The organism is Chitinophaga sp. S165 (assembly GCF_003182155.1).
GTDB lineage: Bacteria > Bacteroidota > Bacteroidia > Chitinophagales > Chitinophagaceae > Chitinophaga.
The window spans coordinates 67,957-88,858 of sequence record NZ_QGTG01000005.1 but is presented as its reverse complement, the minus strand read 5'-3'; the positions used below and the strand labels follow the sequence as shown (position 1 = coordinate 88,858).

Below are 20,902 nucleotides of genomic sequence, written 5' to 3'. Positions count from 1 at the left end.
CTAATGTTGATATGAAATCTAATGATTGTGCACCCAATTTTTCGTCCGGCAATGTAGCAAATTTCCAAATAATTACTTTGAGCGTATATGCATGCTCTTTTTTAGGAGTCTTTCATGGGGAGTTCTTGTAAATGCGATTTGAGGATATCGAATAAGGAAACAGATCCAACGAAATCACTAAAAATAACGTACCAGGGCTGGTTCTAACGTTGTAAAGGGATTAAGACCAAATAAAAAAAGGACTTTTGACCCAATTGTCAAAAGTCCTTTTAGTGGAGTCGGCGGGAATCGAACCCGCGTCCAAACATATTCGCCGAAAGCTTTCTACATGCTTATTTACGCATTATTGTGTCGGAACCTTGCCAGGGGCGCAACTAACCAGCCTGGTCCTTATCCGTTGTTGTTTCGGCACTCACTCACGGAAACCATGAGTACCTATTCCGCTAAAGTTTTGATTTAGGCGGCGGCAGTTCTAGCAGACGGGAACTTGCGGCGGCCAAAATGGGTGCGCTAATCGCTGATTAGGCAGCCATGGCGTAGTTAGATTCGCCATTTGAAGTTTGTATATTCAGATTTACGTGCTAATTATACAACGCACGACATGCTTACACTTTCAAAGATCTATGCTGTCAAAACCAGGCGACCCCAGTTTGCTTTCGCAGCTTACAAAGATACGACATTCATCTGGATTTCCATCACAGATACGGGTAATATATCAGAATTGACCGATATTTGTATCAATGAGCGAGATACCTGTTTATGTATGAGGTATACATGCTTCATACCTGGCGCATACATGCCTTTGAGGTGAACGATCCTGACTACGCTTTATATACGACGCATACATGCTTCATACAGGACGCATACATGCCTTTGAGTTGGACTTAGCCGTGAAGCAATTCACCACATAAAAAAAGAGGCCCTTTTAGAGGCCTCTTTTTAATATAATTGATAATCAACTATTTAAATAAACTTCTCCATATATCCAGGCCATTTGCATAGAGCAGTAACCCGAACAGGATGATCATACCCACGATCTGTGCATATTCCAGGAACTTCTCGCTAGGTTTACGGCCGGTCACGATCTCGTAGAGCAGGAACAGTACGTGGCCACCATCCAGGGCCGGAATCGGCAGGATATTCATGAAAGCAAGGATGATGGACAGTAAAGCTGTCATTTCCCAGAAAGCGATCCAATCCCATTGTGCAGGGAACAGGTTACCGATGCTGATGAAACCACCCAGTGATTCGTTTGCCTTCACTTCTTTGGAAACGAAGATCAACCGCAGCTGCTGTACATATTTAACCAGTGTGCTGATACATTTGGAAAAACCTGCAGGTATTGCTTCGAAGAAGGTATACTCGCGGGTGGCAAATTTGAAATCCTTTTCAGGATTAGCCGGTCCCATACCCAAAATGGCAGTTTCAGGTACCTGGGGGAATAACTGGATAGTATCGCCGTCACGTAATACCTGTACGGGCACCGTTTTATTTTTAAAAGGCTGAATTGCTTTTTTGAATTCGTGGAAATAACCGGCCGGAGCACCGTTAACGGTCAGTGTCTTGTCTCCTTTACGGAAACCAGCCTTCTCAGCAGGTGACTTTGGTAGTACGCTATCTACAACGAAGGGAATACGTACTTCGATCAGGGTGCCTTTCCTTTTGATCATTTCCCTGATAAAACCGGTAGGGATCTTGATATCCATCGGCTGACCATTACGGGACACTTGTATGCTGGTAGCTTCGCGGAGGATTATTTCGGCCGGGATAGCTCTGAAATTCTCAACCGGCTCATGGTTAACAGACAGGACCATATCACCGTCATGTAAACCGATACTTCCTGCCAGGGAGTCAACAGCGATACCATAAGTCACATTTTTCGTAGGCAGGTAGCTTTCACCCCAATGCCAGAGCATCATGGCATAGATCAGGAACCCGAGGATCAGGTTTACGGTCACACCACCTATCATGATGATCAGACGCTGCCAGGCCGGTTTAGAGCGGAACTCCCAGGGCTTTGGCGGTTGGGCCATCTGCTCGCGGTCCATACTCTCGTCCACCATCCCGGATATTTTTACATATCCGCCCAGGGGCAACCAACCAATACCATATTCCGTATCGCCTTTTTTCTTCTTAAACAGGGAGAACCAGGGATCAAAGAACAGATAGAATTTCTCAACCCTTGCTTTAAAAAGCTTGGCAGGGATAAAGTGCCCAAGCTCATGTAATACTACCAGTATTGAGAGTGACAGTATTAACTGCCCGGCCTTTACCAATATTTCTTGTGTGGTCATGTAGATGAATCTGACAGTAAATATATAATGTTAATAATCTATAGATAGTCCGGCAAATATAGGCGGTTCAACTGCAGCACGGCGTTAATGTAATATTAAATTACAATTGCATTGATCATTGAATTCGCATACTCACGGGCTGCCTGATCGCTTTCATAGTAATCATGCAAAGTAGGCTTTTCGATGAATGGCACCTTGCTCATGATCTCTTCGATCACTTCTGTCATTTGCAGGAAACCGATCCTGTTTTTCAGGAAAGCATGCACTACCTCTTCGTTGGCGGCATTCATCACGCAAGCAGCATTCCCTCCCTTGTGCATTGCCTCAATAGCAATGGCCAGGTTGCGAAAAGTCTTTGTGTCGGGCTGTTCGAATGTCAGCGTAGGATTGTTCTTGAAGGAGAATTTCGGGAAATCGTTAGCTAATCTCTCCGGAAATCCTAAAGCCAGTTGTATAGGAACTTTCATGTCGGGCACTCCCAGCTGCGCTTTCAGTGAACCGTCCACAAACTCTACCATAGAGTGAATGATAGACTGCGGATGTATCACTACTTCGATCTTTTCGGGTGGGAGATTGAATAACCAGCGGGCCTCGATCATCTCCAGGCCTTTATTCATAAGGGTAGCACAGTCGATCGTGATCTTTGCGCCCATTCTCCAGTTCGGATGCTGCAGGGCGTGGTCTTTCTTCACATTGATCAGGAAGTTAGGCTTCTTTCCGAGGAAAGGGCCACCGGAAGCGGTCAGGATCACCTTGTCCACTTTGCTGATAGATTCACCCAGCAGGCACTGGAAGATAGCGGAATGTTCAGAATCCACCGGGATGATCGGCACATTTCTCTTATTGGCAGCTGCCATTACTATATCTCCGGCTACCACCAAGGTTTCCTTGTTAGCCAGGGCAATAGGCGTACCTTGCTCAATAGCCGCCAGAGTAGGCGCTAAACCTGCAAAGCCCATTACTGCGGCCAGCATCAGATCTATACTGCTCCAGGCTGCTACTTCAACCATAGCCCTGGCGCCTGCGAATACCTTTATTCCTTTATCAAATAATGCGTCCTTTACTTTATCGTATTGTGTTTCGTCAACAATCACCACGGCATTGGGACGGAATTTCAATGCCTGTTCTATTAAAAGGTCGGCGTTCTGTCCGCCGGTCAAAACTTCCACACTGAACTTGTCAGGATGTGCTTCAATCACCTCCAGAGCCTGGATTCCAATAGATCCTGTGGAGCCAAATATGGCTATGTTCTTCTTACTCATTGATGCAATAATAAGGGAAATAAGAGAATTAGGAATTAGGAAATAAGAATAAGGAGTGCTATATCCTTATTCTTATTTCCTGCTCCCTAATAATTAGTTTCATCGCAGAAACTTGCTCAGTTCATCTGCCAATGATCTGTCATTACTTAAACGGGGTACTTTGTTTTGTCCACCAAGCTTACCTACAGACTTCATATAATCGATGAACCCATGCTTGCGCACCGGCCTGATTTTCAAGGGTTGCAGGATATTTCCTGTCAACAGATCATTATAATAAATATTTTTTTCCTGCATAAATCCGTCCACTTTTGCAGCAAAAGCGGCCAGATCTGCCGGCGGATTTTCAAATTCCACAAACCACTCGTGATAGGGTAATTCTCCCTGTGGTGCTACCATCGGAGCTACAGTGAATTCCGTGATATGCAGGTTTTCCTCTCTCGCAGCCTTCATCAGACTGTATTCTACTTCCTCCCCGATCACGTGCTCGCCGAACGCTGAGATAAAGTGTTTGATACGTCCTGTAACCAGCAGACGGTAAGGATTGGTAGATACGAACTTCACGGTATCACCGATGCTATATCCCCACAAACCGGCATTGGTGCTTACCACCAGTGCGTAGTTCACTCCTACCTGTACGTCACGCAGGGACAGGCGGGTTGGGTTCGGATCAAATACTTCGTTTGCAGGAATAAACTCATAAAAGATACCTGAGTTGGTATTCAGCAATAGGCCTTTATGTTCCTGGGTATCCTGGAAGGCAAAGAAACCTTCAGAAGCGGGGAAAGTCTCGACTGTATTGATCGGGCGACCAACGGAAGCCAGCAGTTTTGCACGATATGGCTCAAAGTTCACACCACCGTATACCAATACATCCAGGTTCTTGAACAACTCTCCTACCGGTTTTCCGCTTCTTTCGATCAGCCTGTCGAAGTACATCTGCATCCATGGTGGAATACCACTAATGAGTGTCATATCCTGGTCGATGGTTTCATCAACGATCTTATCCAGCTTGGATTCCCAGTCTTCTATACAATTTGTTTCATATGAAGGAAGCTGATTAGTGCGCAGGTAACGGGGTACGTGGTGGTTCACGATACCGCTAAGGCGACCATAAGGAATGCCTCCCACCCTTTCCAGCACGGGAGAGCCGGACAGAAAAATAAGCTTGCCACTGGCAAACTCTGTTTTTCCGGTTTCTGCCATGTAACACAGCAAGGCGTTACGGGCCGTATCTATATGGTTGGAAACTGAATCTTTTGTAATCGGTATATATTTTACACCGCTGGTTGTACCGGAGGTTTTGGCCAGGTAAATAGGCTGCCCTTTCCACAATACGTTTTGTTTACCGTCCTTTATTTTATTGATATAGGGCTTGAACTGTTCATAATCCCTGACAGGTACCGCCTGTTTGAAGTCATTATAATTATTGATGTTATCAAAATGATGATCTTTTCCAAACTCAGTTTTCCTGCCTGTTTTAATCAACTCCTCCAGAATAGCCTCCTGGTCTTCTACCGCCCGTAGCATCTCCTTCCTGATCTTGTTGGCAATAATGGAAGCAAATGGTTTGGCAAGCAGTGATTTAAGCTTCATGCCTTTGATTTTAGGATAAGTGAAAGGACAAATGTATAAAATAAAAATTGTTATGAAAGCCCATATTACAAGGGTTCACGAGGTATTTATGAGTGTATGGTAACATCTTCAGGTGAGCTATTATCAGCGAAAACAGCAGTATATATACATATTGCAACCTACTATATTAAAATAAAGTATGTATCTTTGAAAATATAAATTGTATTTCTCAGTAAAATCGGACTGTAAATAGTCTGATGGCAAAAGCTGAGAAAACTTTGTCAATTAGAAAACAAATCCTACTTTTGCAGGAAATATTTTTGGATAACTATGTTTGCAGTTGTAAAAATCGCAGGTCAGCAATTCAAAGTACAAAAAGACCAGGAAATCTTTGTACAACAGTTGCAGGGAAATATTGGAGATAAAGTGCAGTTCTCTGACGTGTTGTTAATAGATAATGGCGGCCAGCTGACCGTTGGTACTGATGTAAAATCAGTGGTTAAAGCAGAGATCCTGAGCCACGTTCAGGGTGATAAGGTAATTGCTTTCAAAATGAAACGTAGAAAAGGTTTCAGAAAGAAAGTAGGTCACCGTACACACTTTACAAAGATCCGGATCAACGAGATCGCTTAATTTTAATTAGAAAAAGTTTAAAACCGTACATAAGAAATGGCACATAAAAAAGGTGAAGGTTCCGTTAAGAACGGCCGTGATTCCCAGAGCAAAAGGCTTGGAGTAAAAATATTTGGTGGTCAGGCAGCCGTATCTGGTAATGTAATCATTCGCCAGCGCGGTACCGTTTATCATCCTGGACAGAATGTAGGAATTGGTAGAGATTTTACCATTTTCGCAGTAGCTGATGGTGTTGTAGAATTCAGGAAAGGACGTGAGAACAGGACCATCGTTTCCGTAAGATCACTTGACACCACTGCCCAGGCGTAAGTCTGGAACAGTGTTTGCCATAAAGTTTTTTTTAATACCCAATTTTAATTACTAACCCAAAATTCAAAAAACAATGGCAACAATTAAGAAAGCGGCTAAAAAAGCTGCTCCTAAAAAGGCTGCTCCTAAGAAAAAAGCTGCTGCTAAGAAAGCTGCTCCTAAAAAAGCCGCTGCTAAGAAAGCTGCTCCTAAGAAGAAAGCTGCTGCTAAGAAAGCCGCTCCTAAAAAAGCTGCTGCTAAGAAAGCTGCTCCTAAAAAGGCTGCTGCTAAGAAAGCTGCTCCTAAAAAGGCTGCTGCTAAGAAAGCTGCTCCTAAAAAGAAAGCTGCTGCTAAGAAAGCCGCTCCTAAAAAAGCTGCTGCTAAGAAAGCCGCTCCTAAAAAGGCTGCTGCTAAGAAAGCTGCTCCTAAAAAGAAAGCTGCTGCTAAGAGAAAAACCTCTAAACCAGCAACTCCTCCAGCTCCGGCAGCTCCAATCGCTCCAGAGTTGTAAGATCGACTTTACAAACTGTGAAAATAAAAGGTCCTGGTCACCACCAGGATCTTTTTTTATTTATACCCCGCCTCATTAAATTCGCAGTTCAATTCACTCTATGCTCGATAACTACGCCATTGCCGATAATTTCGCCCTTATATCCAAACTGATGGACATACAGGGTGATAATAGCTTTAAAGCTAAATCCTTTTCCAGCGCCGCCTTTACCGTGGAAAAATTACCTATTCAACTCCAGGTCACTCCACCGGAAGAGATCTCTAAAATAAAAGGCATCGGCGATTCTATCGGTAAAGCGATACAGGAAATGGTGACAACCGGAAAGTTTGCCGCTCTCGAAGCATACCTTCTTAAAACACCTCCCGGCATACTTGAGATGCTGAAAATAAAAGGGCTCGGTCCAAAAAAGATAGCCACCATCTGGAAAGAACTGGAAGCAGAAACGCTTGGCGAACTGTTGTATGCCTGTAATGAAAACCGCCTGACCCTCCTCAAAGGCTTCGGTGCGAAAACACAGGATGCCGTAAAGCAAAGTATAGAATTCTACTTCAGTAACCAGGGTCGCTATCTGTACGCCCAGGCAGAAGCGTTGGCTTTATCGTTCGAAAAAGAATTGCAGCAACTGCTGTCACCCGCAGCCGTTTCCCTGACAGGCCAGTTCCGCCGTAATGAAAATATTATCGATGAAATAGAACTGGTTGCAGCCCTCCCCGCTCCTGCCCTGCAGGAAAAACTGGGACAACTGGCTACGCTGACACCGCTGGAAGGTACTGACGATTCACTGTTGTGGCAACACGAACAACATATTAAAGTCAGGATCTATCCTGCTTCCGCTGAAAACTTTGGTAAGACATTGTTCTCCACTACTGCTACTGCTCCATTCCAGGAGCACTTCAATAACATCTATGACCTGAACAGTGCCCCCGCCAATGCAACTGAAGCCGATATCTTCAGTCTCGCAGGTATGGCCTACATTGAGCCGTGTCTGTGGAACAGTCCATCCAATATTGATCTTGCTCTTAAAAAACAATTGCCTGAACTGATCACACATCAGGATATCAAAGGCATCATCCACAGTCACAGTACATGGAGCGATGGCGAACATACTCTGCAGCAAATGGCGCTTAAAGCTAAAGAGCAAGGCTTTGAATATCTCGTTATCAGTGATCACTCCCGTTCTGCATTTTATGCCAATGGTCTGAGTATAGAAAGAATACAGGCGCAACATGCAGAAATAGATGAACTGAACAAACAACTGGCGCCGTTCCGCATCTTCAAGAGTATTGAAGCTGATATATTGAATGATGGCAGCCTGGATTATCCTGATGAAATCCTTGCCACATTTGACCTGGTTATCGCTTCTGTACACTCTAATCTGAAGATGAGCGAAGAAAAAGCAATGGCGCGTTTACTAAAAGCAATCGAAAATCCATATACGACAATCCTGGGCCATATGACCGGGCGATTACTACTTAGCCGTAACGGTTACCCTGTCAACCATCAACAGATCATTGATGCCTGTGCAGCCAATAATGTAGTGATCGAGATCAATGCGCATCCACGCCGGCTGGATATTCACTGGGAATGGATCCCGTATGCCCTGTCTAAGAACGTATTGCTGTCCATCGATCCGGATGCTCACAGCACTGACGGCTTCCGTGATATTTATTACGGTACGCTTGCTGCAAGGAAAGGCGGACTAACGGCTGCCCATAATCTGAGCAGCTTCAGCGCCGCAGAGCTGGAAGCCTTCATCAGCCGTAAAAAGAAATAGTAGTAAGGGAAACTGCCAACGTAAACAGCGTAAGATGAAACTGATCTATATATATGACGCCCTCTGTGGGTGGTGCTATGGATTTACACCTGTTATACAGGAATTACAACAGCAATTCGGCCAGGAAATGGAAGTAGAAGTACTCTCGGGCGGCATGTTCCTTAGTGCCAATCGCAGGCCGGCATCTGCTATGCACAACTATATCAACCAGGCACATAAGCAGATAGAAACTACTACCGGTGCAAAGTTTGGGCAGGCATTCCTGGAAGATTACCTGCGTACGGATGATATAATGGATTCAGAGAAACCCAGCATTGCACTCACGGTATTCAAGCTATACCAGCCAGCTAATGCACTCTCTTTTGCCCATGATATGCAGGTAGCTTTAAACTATGATGGAAAGAGCCTGAATGAGGATGATACCTATCGCGAGCTATTATCCGAATACAAGATACCCGTGGAAGAATTCCTGGAAAAGATGAAAGATGATGCCTACAGGTATGATACTATCCAGGAATTTAACCAGATCGAACAATGGGGTATTACAGGCTTTCCTGCCGCTATCCTGGATGACGGAAAAGAGTACTTCCTGATCGCCAAAGGCTATACTCCCATCGAACACCTGCTGGAAGTAATAGCAAAAATTAAAGGAAACGCATAAACAGCCAGACACAATTATGTACCAGATAAGAACCGCTACCGTTAACGATATTCCTCTTATACAACAACTGACAGACGAGATCTGGAGACCTACTTACAGGGACCTGATGACACCTGAACAACTGGAGTATATGATCGCATTGATATACAGTACAGCTTCACTTACAAGCCAGATGACAGAGAAACAGCATGAGTTTATTTTATTGTATGATGATCAGCGGGCTATCGGCTTTGCAGCTTATAGTACTACAGAAGAAATAGCTGTTTATAAGTTGCAGAAAATCTACCTGCATGGTGATTACCAGGGAAAAGGAGTAGGTAAATTTTTACTTGATAGTGTGATTGACAGAGTGAAAGCCGCCAATGCAACCATCCTGGAACTGGATGTGAAGAGAGACAATAAAGCAAAGGCTTTTTATGAAAAACAGGGCTTTACTGTGTTGAAAGAAAAAGATACAAGTATCGGTAACGGCTACTGGATGAGGGATTATGTCATGAGGAGACCGCTATAAAAAAATCCAGCCTGGTAAAAATACCAGGCTGTTTCCCAAGTTAACCATTAAAAGACACAACTTTTCTAATTAAAATTCTTCAGGTGTATCCGGAAAATAATTGAATATCTCACGTTCACCTATCTATAGATACTTACGATAAATGTTTAAACATGGTTTTTGCTCCCCATCTTTTTCTTAAAAAAGAGAAATCCCGTTATCCGCTCATTATCAATAAGATACAAGGGTAAAAAAAATTCCCGCACTTGTGATGCGGGAAAATGATAAATCAGTATGTGTTTTCGGTAATATAAGCTCATGAATTAGAAGACACGCGGGAGAATTTCATGATCACTACTCCATCCAAAGCGATAATTCAGCATAAGCTCATGTGATACCGTTTGCGCGCCTTTCAGGTTTGACGACATTGGCGTATCATAAGAGTAGCCTATCTGGAAACTAGGCCCGAGACGCACCTGTACTAAACCGGTAACCGTTTTCTCAGAACGCCAGGATGCTCCCAGCCAGATCACTTCTTTCAGCAATACACTGGTATTGATATCATATTGAAAACCGCTTCCTTTTGCCTGTCTCAACAATACGGATGGTTTTATCAATACATCGTCATTCACTCTCGCTGCATACGCTGCCTGTACATAATAGTGTGAAATTGTCTTCACTTTATTTACACTATTCCCCAAATCAAAACTTTTAAATGCCGGGGCGGACAGACCGAGGTAAAAATTCTCTGAAAAGAGTGCAAAACCAAATCCTACCTGCGTCTTCCAATAACTCTGATTGGAAGCGAATGTCGGATCAGTAGTAATCAGTTCACTATTTTTTTCATTGTATTGCGACATACCTGCCTGTATTCCCAGGGCCAGCTGGAATATTTCGCTCAACGACACCTTTTGTGCCGCCAACAGATTATAGTCAGTACGTGTCTGTACAGTGATCGACTCCCTCATTGCAGAGAAGCCAATGCTGGTCCCCTTTTCGTTCAACGGCGTATAAAATGACATGGTCGCTGTTTTAGGCGCACCATCCACTCCTACCCATTGATTACGACCTACTACAGTCAGACTTGCTGATTCATCCGTGCTGGCGTAAGCGGGATTGATCACCACTCCGTTCAGCTGGTACTGAGAATAGATAGGACTCTGCTGGGCCTGAGCGGGTACATAACATGCACCCGCTACAAGTAAACTTAAAAAGATTTTCTTCTTGGCAATCATCTCTATCTTTTTATTACAATGAATCCAGTGTAACGTTTTGTATTACCGTTGACATCTTTAGTATGGATGATGAAGAAGTAAGAACCATCCGGAACATCCTGTCCCTTCGCTCCTCCGATATTACCTTTACCATTGAAGTTGTTCGACTGGTTGTTATAGTTCTTCGTCGTGAATACGGTACCGCCCCAACGGTTAAATACAGTTACTTCATTCTCCGGATATTTTTCAATGTTCTCGATCTGCATCACGTCATTACCCAGTCCGTCATGGTTCGGAGACATTGCCGGATGTACACGCACACTACCCTGATTGTCGTCCTTCCATCTGCCATCAGTTACAAAGCGCTCTACATAGTCAGGCACGCCATCACCATCCACATCACATTCCATACAGATCTGGATAAGACCAGTTGCTGCAATGATAGAATCCAGGGCTGGCGGATGCTGGCTGGACGATACGGTAGCTCTCAGCAAACGCATACCGAAGATCTTATCCTTCTCAACGCTATTCACCAATACAGGGATCTCAACTTCTGTCTCACCTGGCAATACTAATATTGGTATCACGTTGTTATCATAGTCTTTCACTGGTGTTGCCGGCAATGTATTAGCAGGTATCTCAGTTGTAGCCGGTGTATAGAACTCATAGTATACAGTGATGATACGTGAGCTGGCGCGATTAAAACGAATCTTGAACGGCAGTGGCTGACCAATAGTATCAAACTTCACTTTCACTGCATAGCGACTGTCGGTAAAGGTCAGTTTCAGTGAATCATCATCAGCTACGATATTGGTTACTTCGCTTACCAGACCAGTGTAATAAGGAGGCTTCGCGGTGAGCGGGTCGTAATCCCTTATTGCTGCTTTGATCCATCCATCATCATCACTTAATTCATTATTGTTCACTCTCACTTTGAAGGTCTGCTCTGTTGCACCTTTTGGAACTACTACCTCAATGCTCTTACCGGTTACGGTTCCACCTGACAGTGTTACTGTTCTGTAAATATCATTTGTGATATCTATTGTTACAGGTATATCCACCGTAATAGTCCTGCTCAGTCTTACTTTGAATTCAACATCCTCTCCTTCTGTGATCTGGCTGGTATTGGTAACCAGGTTCACATACGGCGTATCAATGTTGTGATTGTAGATGATCAATGATGCTACCGGATTGCTGGCGAAAGACCAGTTTACATTCGGTAAAGTTGAATTTGCTTCGATCAATGTAGCCTGAACGGTTAGATCTGGTCCGGCATACATAATACCAGCCGGCGATACATCTACATATACCATACTTTCTCCTTTCTGAATGAGCGCATACCCCGGCAGGATATTGTAGTCAACACCTGATGTAGCAGTACCGGCAAGGGTGTAGATCACTCTCACGTTATCTGAAGCAACCAATGTGGAGTCCTTAAAGCGGATTCTGAATGAACCGGAAGTAGATGGCTGCGTTGCGTCACTGATCCTTTCTATTAAGATCTGGCGGGCATCTGCTTTAGGTCCGGTGGTTGCATTCTCATCATCATTTATCAGCATCAATACCGGTGTAATGTCCACTGTCAGGTTGATCGGAGATCCATTATTTTCAGCAACTGCGCTGGTCAGCGTAACCCTCAGTGTCTGATTACCCTGCAGGATCAGGTCATCTTTGATGCGCACGGGCACAGTCACTTCCTGTGAACCGGCCGGAATCACCACTGATGTCGGAAGCTGCTCGATATTTGTGCTGCCGTATATAACCCTGAAGTTTGCAGTAACATCTGAAGTAGAAACGATTGGCAATTTAACAACGAAGGCACCATCTGTAGCTGGTTCTGCCGCATCGTTTATTTTCTCTAACGTCAGTGCCTCTCCCGCTATTTCAAGGATGTTCAGCGGCGGTACAGGCAACCAGCTAAAGCCCGTTGCGCTGGCAGCAAATTGTAATATAGTCGTTCCTTCCAGTTTGTAGTTGTTTGGTACGTTGAGGAAGAAAGTGATCCTGCTGCTGTCTTTCGGTATCGTAACTGTTGTTGGCAAACCAAGATAGTTAGTGATATCGGCAGTAGAAGAAGGATCTGGTGTGATGCTGGCTGTGATAGGAATAGTGGTTATCACAGCTGGATCAGCAAACCCGATCGTTACTTTGGTAGCGCCACAACCTTTAGTGATGGCTGTAGAGTCGAACGATATCTGTAATACAGATTTTGTCGGATCACTGATCGTAGCATCATCTATATAAAGATTAAAAGTGTCAGCTTTTATTGCAGAATTCAGGGTCACATTACCTGTGAACTGCAGCAACTCGGGGCTTTCAATGATCTTGTCTGCCGTTGGAGTAATTGTGAAATCTGCATAACCAACAGCCGGATTCAATGTAAAGGCTGTAGGTACTCCGGAATAATCTGCAGGTACTGCTACTGAATTTGACGTTCCAAATACATTTACCAGTACCGGTTTATATGGCGTTACTCCCGGAGGGAAGCTTGCGCGCACTACATAAGGAACTCCTTCTTTCACACGGTCATTCTGGCTGGCAGGCTGCGGTGTGAAGATGATCCTCAGGTTAGCCGGATCGTTAGCGGTAACATCGATCATGTTGAGTGTTACTGAATCTTTCGGATAACCTTCTGTTTCTACTATTACTACCAGCTTTTCATTATCGCTCAGTATATTATCTGTGCTTGCAGCTACAGGTACCGGAATGGTAATAGAGTTACCACTCAGTGAAACTGTTTGCGGCAGACCTGTAAAGCCAGCTACAGCTTCAGAGCTAAGCCCTCTTGTCAGCTTTATAGTTAAAGGTGTGGATGGTACAGTACCTGATGGTAAAGTAATGGTGATAAAAGCACCTGCGCCTCCTTCTATAATATCGGTCCGGTCTGTTGTTACTTTCGGTCCGGAGATCTTTGTTTTATCTTTAATGATCGTTGTTGCAGGAGCTACGGTCAATCCGCTGGTTGCAGGAGATGTAGCAGTTCCCCCCATTGCCAGGATCTCATCTCCTTCTACTACAACGTCGTCTAAAATGGAAACAGCGATCGTCACGTTACTGCTACCACTTGTTATAACAAGCGGAGTAGTTGCTATCATGTAATCATCTGCAATAGCAGTAGACGGAGGCGTAATCCGTTCAGGTACGATCTGGATAGGCACTTCTGTTGTAAATCCGGCAGGCAGGCTGTAAGTAAAGCTATAACCTGTGCCACCTTCATCCATTTCTGCATGACTCGCTGTAACGGTGATCTGTTTGTTTGCCGGATCATCTCCGGTACCATCCTGGATCACCCCACTGAAACCTGTCACTGTAAGTCCGGGAATGGTAGTAGCTACTCCCGTGAACGTAAATGCTTCATCTGCTTCGAAGATCTTATCGCTCAGCGCAACGAAGGCAGCAGGAACAACATAAGTATTTAAACCAGCAGGCAAGGTAATGGTAGCCGGAACATTTAAGTCAGTAGCTGCAGCAGCGGAAGAGGCATCACGGGATAAAGTGATGGAGATCGGATCTTCTGCAGTCACCGTAGTATTTACAAAACTGATCCTGATACCACTGTTACTTCCTTCTTTTAAAGTAGGCGTTACCAGTTCAATTTTCATATCCTTACTACCGGGAAGATCTCCTGTAGCATCCTGAATAGTGATCAGAGTTGAGTCAATAGTAAAACCGTTAGGTTGAGTAACGATCCACAGACTTTCGTCTGGTTCGAGCATGTTATCAGCCTTTGCTATTACTTTAGCCGGGAAGGATACTGAGTTCTGACCTGCTTTGATCACTACGCTGGTTGGTAATGCACTTACAAGATCAGCATCATTTGCTTTAGAGCTCAGGCCTTTTGAAATAATTACCGGAATATCATATAAAGAAGTCACGCCTGGAGGCAGAGAAACAGTAATGGTTGCACCGGGATCTCCTTCCTTAATAGTAGAAGGCGTTGCTGTGAGGATCACTTTCTTGGCACTGTCGGCATCAACATCCCTGATAGTTACTGTCGGACCAACATAATTATATACACGTCCGGCACCTACGTCATCCATTGCAACCACATCGAGGTTGAAGAATTCAGGTGTAGGACCTTCTACCAGATTATCTGCAAATACAGTTAACGGCACCTTGGTAACTGTGGTACCCGGAACGATCTTAAACTCCAGACCAGAATAGAAATCCAGATCGTAGTCCACCATAACTTCCGCTTTATCATTGTCCCAGTCAGGATAGATCTCCTGCATGGTGATGGTCACCTCAGTTGTAACGCCTGGAGCCAAATGTAATCCCAGATAACCTGAATATCCTTCCGGTACAGGCCTTGTTGCATCCGGAGAGATACAGTCTGCCAGGATCTGAGAATAGTTAGGGTTCAGGAATGTACTGTCTTTGATCTGTATATCTTTCTGACTGGCAACACCGATCCCCAGGATGGTACCCTGGAATTTCAGGGACAGGTTCTCGGTATTTTCCAGGACCTTATCAGCTTTAGCACCAAAGTTAAATACTGCGGTACCTGTCTGATTAGCAGGTATCACAACATTAGCTGGAACAACGTAATCGGTATCACCTGCGGTGGATGTTCCAACGCGGGAGAAGGTGATCACGATATCTTCCGGACAGGTAATACCAATTGGCATTGTGATCCTGGCTTTGGAAGAATTTCCTTCATACAGGGAAGTACTGTCCATGTTCATTGTCAGCGTTCTCGGTTCATCATCGACGATGGTATAATCTACCTCGGAGGTTCCGGAGATGCTTAACAGGGAAGTACAGGTACTAACGAGTTTCAGGCGAAGGGAACGACTGTATTGTAACTGGTCATTTCCAATTACATGCAGGTTAGGAATAGTCACATTTTTAGGCGTGGTATAGTCGCCCGCAGGTACGAGGAACGCTTCCTGATTTAATGTAAAGTCAGTTCCGGGAGCAGCCGGATGCGGATAATTGGCAGCATATGCCGGATCGTACTTCACCAGGACATAAGCAGGAGCATTCAGTTTACCACCTGATACGGTCAGGGTAAGACCTTGTGCAGCTTTTTCACCGTCAGCAGTATTGCCTTCGTTACCTGATAAGGTACCGTTAGAGAATTTAATGTTCACGGCAGCAAATCCGGGAACAGCGATGGTATCTTTCATCGCCTTGATGGTATCGAACTCTGTCATGCTTGTTCCATACCCTGAGAGGAGGCGATATGTCTTAAAGTTCATTGGATCAGGATCCAGGGAACCGTCACGGAAGACGGCGCCTAACTGTTTCATGATAGCGAGGGAACGTGCATTACCGTCTATACCGGTAGCAACGGTATTAAAAGGGAAGTTACCGCTGTCATTAATATAAAAACGGTGACCCGGAAGGGACACTTCGTATGAATCAAATTTTCTGTTGGAGCGGTACACGTGGCTTCTTGGCGCTTCAGGGGTCAGGGCACAGCTGGCATCGCGGAACACACCGACAGTTGTACCGTCAGGGCTTACGAAACCGTAGGCGCAGGTACTGGCAGCATCAGGATCATCCCCTGCAGCAGCCCCCATAACAACCTGCTCGGACTGATACAGTAAAGCTTTTGTAAAGGGGCTAACCTGTGGCAGGTGCAGTACGTAGTCCATGAAGAAGTAGTTGGTATTCTTCACGTAAGACACGATAATAGTTACGGTACCTGTCTGGCCGGTAGGATAGTTTTTATATTTATCCAGGATGGTACCAACGATGTGCACCTTATAGGGATCCCAATATTCACCAGTACCGGAAATAGGAGAAACGTAACAAATTGTTGGCGTTTTCAGGTTCGCAGGTACCAGATAAGAGCTATTCTTAAAATCTAAAAAAGCTCTCATACCCTGAGAGCTGTCTGTTCTGATATAACTTTCCAGTAATCCTTTTCGGGTGACCTTAATACCACCGTCACTGAGTATCTCAATCTTCAGGTCATCTGAAGCGGGTGTACCGCCGGTCGGATTGATCACAGTTTTAACAGTCTGCGCGTTGATTTCACTGCATATGAGCAATAAAAGCAAAGGCAGCACGATCCTGCAAAGAGCATTCGGCACTTTATGTAACGCTGCCAGATAGCTACGTTTCATAGGTTTAGGAAGCTTGAACATAATAAACTGTGTAAGTTTGTATAATCCATCAAATACTAAAAAAATCACTGTCCAATAAAGATGGTTAGCCTGCGCACTGTGATGTGCCGGATTTTTGGTAGTTCGCATCAAACAATTTTCAACCAACCCATTTCTGGGAACCACCTACAGTATTGCCTATAGAATAAAAGACAATACATATATATGAAATACAAACATATCTATATTTTCATACTTATACAAACAAATTTATATATTCTGTTGATATGTAGGAGGAGCGAATGTGGATAACTATCATGAGGTACTACTGCTCAGTATATTATAAATTCACATTTATAGTGGAAAAAATCATTATACTTATGCTAAATCGGTGTCATAACATCTTTTTAGCAGTCCTGTGAGGTTAACTGACCCTATTAAAGTGCTGTTGTTCTGTTTGCCCAGATAAAAAAAGAACAAATGCATAGTTTAAACCCATAAAATAACACTAGATTTGCACAAAACAAGATATAATGTCTACAATAGCTAATTCTAACATTGACTTTACCCTTGCGTACAAGGTAAAAGATATGTCTCTGGCCGAGTGGGGACGTAAAGAAATTGAACTTGCAGAGGCTGAAATGCCGGGTTTGATGTCCCTGAGAGAAGAATTCGGTACTTCTAAGCCTTTACAGGGTGCACGTATCGCCGGATGTCTTCACATGACCATTCAGACTGCCGTGCTGATAGAAACCCTGGTTCACCTGGGTGCTGAAGTTCGTTGGAGCTCCTGCAATATATTCTCTACCCAGGACCACGCTGCTGCTGCTGTTGCTGCTGCAGGTGTGCCGGTGTTTGCATGGAAAGGCCTGAATGAAAAGGAATTTGACTGGTGTATAGAACAAACCCTGTTCTTCGGTAGCCAGGACCGTCCGTTGAATATGATCCTGGACGATGGTGGCGACCTGACTAACATGGTATTTGATAAATATCCTGAACTGATCCAGCATGTGAAAGGTCTGAGTGAAGAAACCACTACAGGTGTTCACCGTCTGTATGAGCGTATGCAGGCAGGTACTTTGCCTATCCCTGCTATCAACATCAACGACTCTGTTACGAAATCCAAATTTGATAACAAGTACGGTTGCCGCGAATCCTGTGTAGATGCTATCCGTCGTGCTACAGACGTAATGATCGCTGGTAAAGTTGCTGTTGTTGCTGGTTTCGGTGATGTAGGTAAAGGTTCCGCTGAATCACTGCGTGGTGCAGGCGCCCGTGTAATAGTTACTGAGATCGATCCTATCTGCGCTTTACAGGCTGCAATGGAAGGTTATGAAGTGAAAAAGATGAACGACGCTGTAAAAGAAGCTGATATCATCGTTACCACTACCGGTTGCCGCGATATCATCACCGGCGAACACTTCAAACTGATGAAAGACAAGTGTATCGTTTCCAACATCGGTCACTTCGATATCGAGATTGACGTTGCCTGGTTGAACAAAAACTATGGTAATACCAAAGTTGAGATCAAGCCTCAGGTAGATAAATATACCATCGATGGTAAGGACATCATCCTGCTGGCTGAAGGTCGCCTGGTTAACCTGGGTTGTGCCACCGGTCACCCATCTTTCGTAATGAGTAACTCATTCACTAACCAGGTACTGGCTCAGCTGGAACTGTGGCAGCACACAGACAAATACGAAAACAAAGTTTACGTACTGCCTAAACACCTGGATGAGAAAGTTGCCCGTCTGCACCTGAAGAAGATCGGCGTTGAACTGGATATCCTGACTCCTACTCAGTCAGCTTATCTGAACATCCCTGCTGAAGGTCCATACAAAGCAGATTACTACAGATACTAATCTGATTAATCATTATATTAGCAATAGCCCATAGCTTTGATAGTTATGGGCTATTTGCTTTTTAGTTCGCTTTAACCTGCGATGGAGTATCCACGTAATTCCACTAATTTTGCATCATGACGAAGCTAAGCGTAAACATCAACAAATTTGCCACTCTCCGCAATGCGCGTGGTGGCAATATGCCGGATATATTAAAAGTAGCGCAGGACTGTGAGCGCTTCGGCGCAGATGGCATTACCGTACATCCGAGACCGGATGAACGGCATATCCGCTACCAGGACGTCAGGGACCTGAAGCCGCTGGTAAAGACAGAATTCAATATTGAAGGATATCCTTCGAAAGACTTCATGGACCTGGTACTTTCTGTGAAGCCTCATCAGGCAACGCTCGTACCCGATCCTCCTGATGCGATCACTTCCAATACCGGTTGGGATACTATTAAAAACCAGTCCTTCCTTCGCGAAGTTATTGGTACTTTAAAGTCTGCCGGTATCCGTGTTTCTATTTTTCTCAATGCTGAAGTTGATAAAGTCGAAGCAGCTAAAACTGCTGGTGCCGATCGTATAGAACTTTATACCGGCCCCTATGCAGAAGAGTATGAGCACGCCCGGACACAACCGCAGAATCTTCAATTGTTTAATGACTATAAGAATACGGCCCGTGCAGCTACGGCTATAGGGCTGGACCTTAATGCTGGTCATGATCTGAACCTTGATAACTTACGGTTCTTTAAACTTCATATTCCTCAACTGAAAGAAGTTTCTATCGGCCATGCGCTGGTATGTGATGCGCTTTATTTCGGACTGGAGAATACTATACAGTTATATAAGAGACAGCTGGAAGGATAAGCTGGTTGCTATATTTTTTGCGGGATTACAGATACATCTGTAGTCCCGTTTTTGTTTTGTAGTAGTTGCTCTTATCTGTTTTGCTTAAGTATTGTTGTAATTTGTTTGGTTTGAGAGATTGCTGCGGTTTCAGGAGGGGGCACGGTCGGCGCCTCCGTTGGTTGGATTTCTATTTGGCCTTTTCAAGCGTGGGGGCTTTAGATCATTATTTAGCTCCATCAAGCGTTTGCCAAAGAGCCGAAGGCCCGGTCCCTCTTCCCGAAACCGTCACTACTTCCTGGCTTCCTCTTATGTTTATGGGATATTAATTCCGTCTCTCATCTTGCTTAATATCTCCATTCCAATAAAGGCAAATTGATCCCTAATTGATTAAGTGCCTCGCTACGCTGGTACCAGGAACGTGTATATCTTAACTGTAGCTTGCGCGTAATGATACCTAGTCCTCCCGAGAAACCACTCATGCCCTTCTGTTGCGGCAGTCCTAGTTCCTGCCTGCGGAGATGATTGTAAGAGGCGGTTAATTCTATATAACGACCTATTTCCCATTGTGCGGCGAGTATGAAGTGCCTGAAGATCTTATCGGCAGTGTTTCCCCCATTGGTGGTCGTGTCGCCGTCGGAGATGATGGTGCCTTCCTGAAAATCAGGGTCGGCATAACGGACGTCAAACTGATGCACGTGATGTATAGTGGCAGAGAATTGTAAAGGCAGGTTCTCCAGCTTCTTTGAAATGCCTATCTGGAGGTCGAAGGGTAAAGGTTCCTGGTTGTCTTTTGTGTATGTTTTTATTTGTGTACCCATGTTACGTACTACCAGGCCTGCCTGCCAATGATGGGCTGTATCCTGATAATTCAGACCTACATGAACCGCCAGCCCGGATGCTTTGTACTGCTGATAGGACGACTGGATATACTGGATGCTTATTCCGTAGTACCATCTTTCCAGGTATCGGCGGGAAGCCGTTAGCTGGAATGCCATGTCCCTGGGTTTGAAGTTGCCAAGTATATTACCCGCAGCGTCAGTCTGGGTAACACTACCATAATCAATATATTGAACACTGCCGGCCAGTGTGGTACTGTACTTTTCCAGATGGTAGCCGAACAGGGCATGCCCATATTGTACGCCGCCCAGGTAGTTTGTATAGTTCACCTGTAAATGCTGGTGCATACTTTCCCTCAACAATGCGGGGTTCAGCGCCGACAGGGCAATGTCGTTGTTCTGTAAACTTGTATTGGAACCACCCAGGGCCGCTATCTGCGGAGATACGGGCAGGTCAAGAAAGGAGAAAACGCTCTTTCCTCCCAGTACCTGGGCACTGGCGGTTGACATAGAAAGGCAGAGGCAAGGGAGCGCGGTCAGGAGCGCAATGATGTTTTTCCTCATAAAGAGGCATAAAACTAAAAAATAATAGGTTATAAAACACTAACGATCCAGAAGGATC

At 44.6% G+C, this 20,902-nt stretch carries 14 protein-coding genes and 1 other RNA gene; 8 read left to right on the top strand and 7 right to left on the bottom strand.

Annotation, left to right across the window (positions count from 1 at the left end; genetic code table 11):
* Positions 1-270: 270 nt before the first annotated feature.
* From ssrA to C7475_RS19795, 4 genes are all read right to left on the bottom strand, one after another.
* Positions 271-647, bottom strand: a transfer-messenger RNA (tmRNA) gene (ssrA, locus tag C7475_RS19810).
* A gap of 312 nt (positions 648-959) precedes the next feature.
* Positions 960-2,294: an RIP metalloprotease RseP gene (gene rseP, locus C7475_RS19805; RefSeq protein WP_110055135.1), complete on the bottom strand. Its 1,335-nt coding sequence runs from the start codon at positions 2,292-2,294 to the stop codon at positions 960-962.
* Positions 2,295-2,389: 95 nt separating this feature from the next.
* The gene (locus C7475_RS19800) at positions 2,390-3,556 is read right to left on the bottom strand and encodes a 1-deoxy-D-xylulose-5-phosphate reductoisomerase (RefSeq protein ID WP_110055134.1); all 1,167 of its coding nucleotides are present in this window, start codon (positions 3,554-3,556) and stop codon (positions 2,390-2,392) included.
* A gap of 99 nt (positions 3,557-3,655) precedes the next feature.
* Positions 3,656-5,149, bottom strand: coding sequence for a GH3 auxin-responsive promoter family protein (locus tag C7475_RS19795; protein WP_110055133.1), 1,494 nt, complete (start codon positions 5,147-5,149; stop codon positions 3,656-3,658).
* Between the two features lie 309 nt (positions 5,150-5,458).
* On the opposite strand from C7475_RS19795, the gene rplU reads away from it, so the two are divergent.
* The 6 genes from rplU to C7475_RS19765 all read left to right on the top strand — a co-directional run bounded on the left by rplU (position 5,459) and on the right by C7475_RS19765 (position 9,506).
* Complete coding sequence (rplU, locus tag C7475_RS19790) at positions 5,459-5,761, top strand: 50S ribosomal protein L21 (RefSeq protein ID WP_106603225.1); 303 nt, start codon at positions 5,459-5,461, stop codon at positions 5,759-5,761.
* Between the two features lie 36 nt (positions 5,762-5,797).
* Positions 5,798-6,070, top strand: coding sequence for a 50S ribosomal protein L27 (gene rpmA / locus C7475_RS19785; protein WP_110055132.1), 273 nt, complete (start codon positions 5,798-5,800; stop codon positions 6,068-6,070).
* Positions 6,071-6,143: 73 nt separating this feature from the next.
* Entirely contained in the window at positions 6,144-6,560 is a 417-nt protein-coding gene (locus C7475_RS19780) for a histone H1-like repetitive region-containing protein (protein WP_110055131.1), read from the top strand.
* Between the two features lie 100 nt (positions 6,561-6,660).
* Positions 6,661-8,334: a DNA polymerase/3'-5' exonuclease PolX gene (locus C7475_RS19775; RefSeq protein ID WP_110055130.1), complete on the top strand. Its 1,674-nt coding sequence runs from the start codon at positions 6,661-6,663 to the stop codon at positions 8,332-8,334.
* A gap of 34 nt (positions 8,335-8,368) precedes the next feature.
* The gene (locus C7475_RS19770) at positions 8,369-8,995 is read left to right on the top strand and encodes a DsbA family protein (protein ID WP_110055129.1); all 627 of its coding nucleotides are present in this window, start codon (positions 8,369-8,371) and stop codon (positions 8,993-8,995) included.
* 16 nt (positions 8,996-9,011) lie between these two features.
* Entirely contained in the window at positions 9,012-9,506 is a 495-nt protein-coding gene (locus C7475_RS19765) for a GNAT family N-acetyltransferase (protein ID WP_110055128.1), read from the top strand.
* Positions 9,507-9,808: 302 nt separating this feature from the next.
* Here the strand turns inward: C7475_RS19765 and C7475_RS19760 are convergent, their stop codons facing one another.
* Together C7475_RS19760 and C7475_RS19755 are read right to left on the bottom strand one after the other, a co-directional pair.
* A complete protein-coding gene (locus C7475_RS19760) occupies positions 9,809-10,720 on the bottom strand; it encodes a type IX secretion system membrane protein PorP/SprF (RefSeq protein ID WP_110055127.1) in 912 nt (303 codons plus the stop codon).
* A gap of 2 nt (positions 10,721-10,722) precedes the next feature.
* Positions 10,723-16,773, bottom strand: a complete 6,051-nt coding sequence (locus C7475_RS19755; protein WP_158286552.1) for a gliding motility-associated C-terminal domain-containing protein — start codon at positions 16,771-16,773, stop codon at positions 10,723-10,725.
* Positions 16,774-17,285: 512 nt separating this feature from the next.
* Here C7475_RS19755 and ahcY point away from each other — a divergent pair.
* Entirely contained in the window at positions 17,286-18,614 is a 1,329-nt protein-coding gene (gene ahcY, locus C7475_RS19750; RefSeq protein ID WP_110055125.1) for an adenosylhomocysteinase, read from the top strand.
* A gap of 116 nt (positions 18,615-18,730) precedes the next feature.
* Positions 18,731-19,462 carry a pyridoxine 5'-phosphate synthase gene (locus tag C7475_RS19745; protein WP_110055124.1) on the top strand — a complete coding sequence of 244 codons (732 nt, stop codon included), beginning with the start codon at positions 18,731-18,733 and terminating at the stop codon, positions 19,460-19,462.
* A gap of 326 nt (positions 19,463-19,788) precedes the next feature.
* Here the strand turns inward: C7475_RS19745 and porQ are convergent, their stop codons facing one another.
* The gene (gene porQ / locus C7475_RS19740; protein WP_110055123.1) at positions 19,789-20,844 is read right to left on the bottom strand and encodes a type IX secretion system protein PorQ; all 1,056 of its coding nucleotides are present in this window, start codon (positions 20,842-20,844) and stop codon (positions 19,789-19,791) included.
* Positions 20,845-20,902 lie beyond the last annotated feature (58 nt).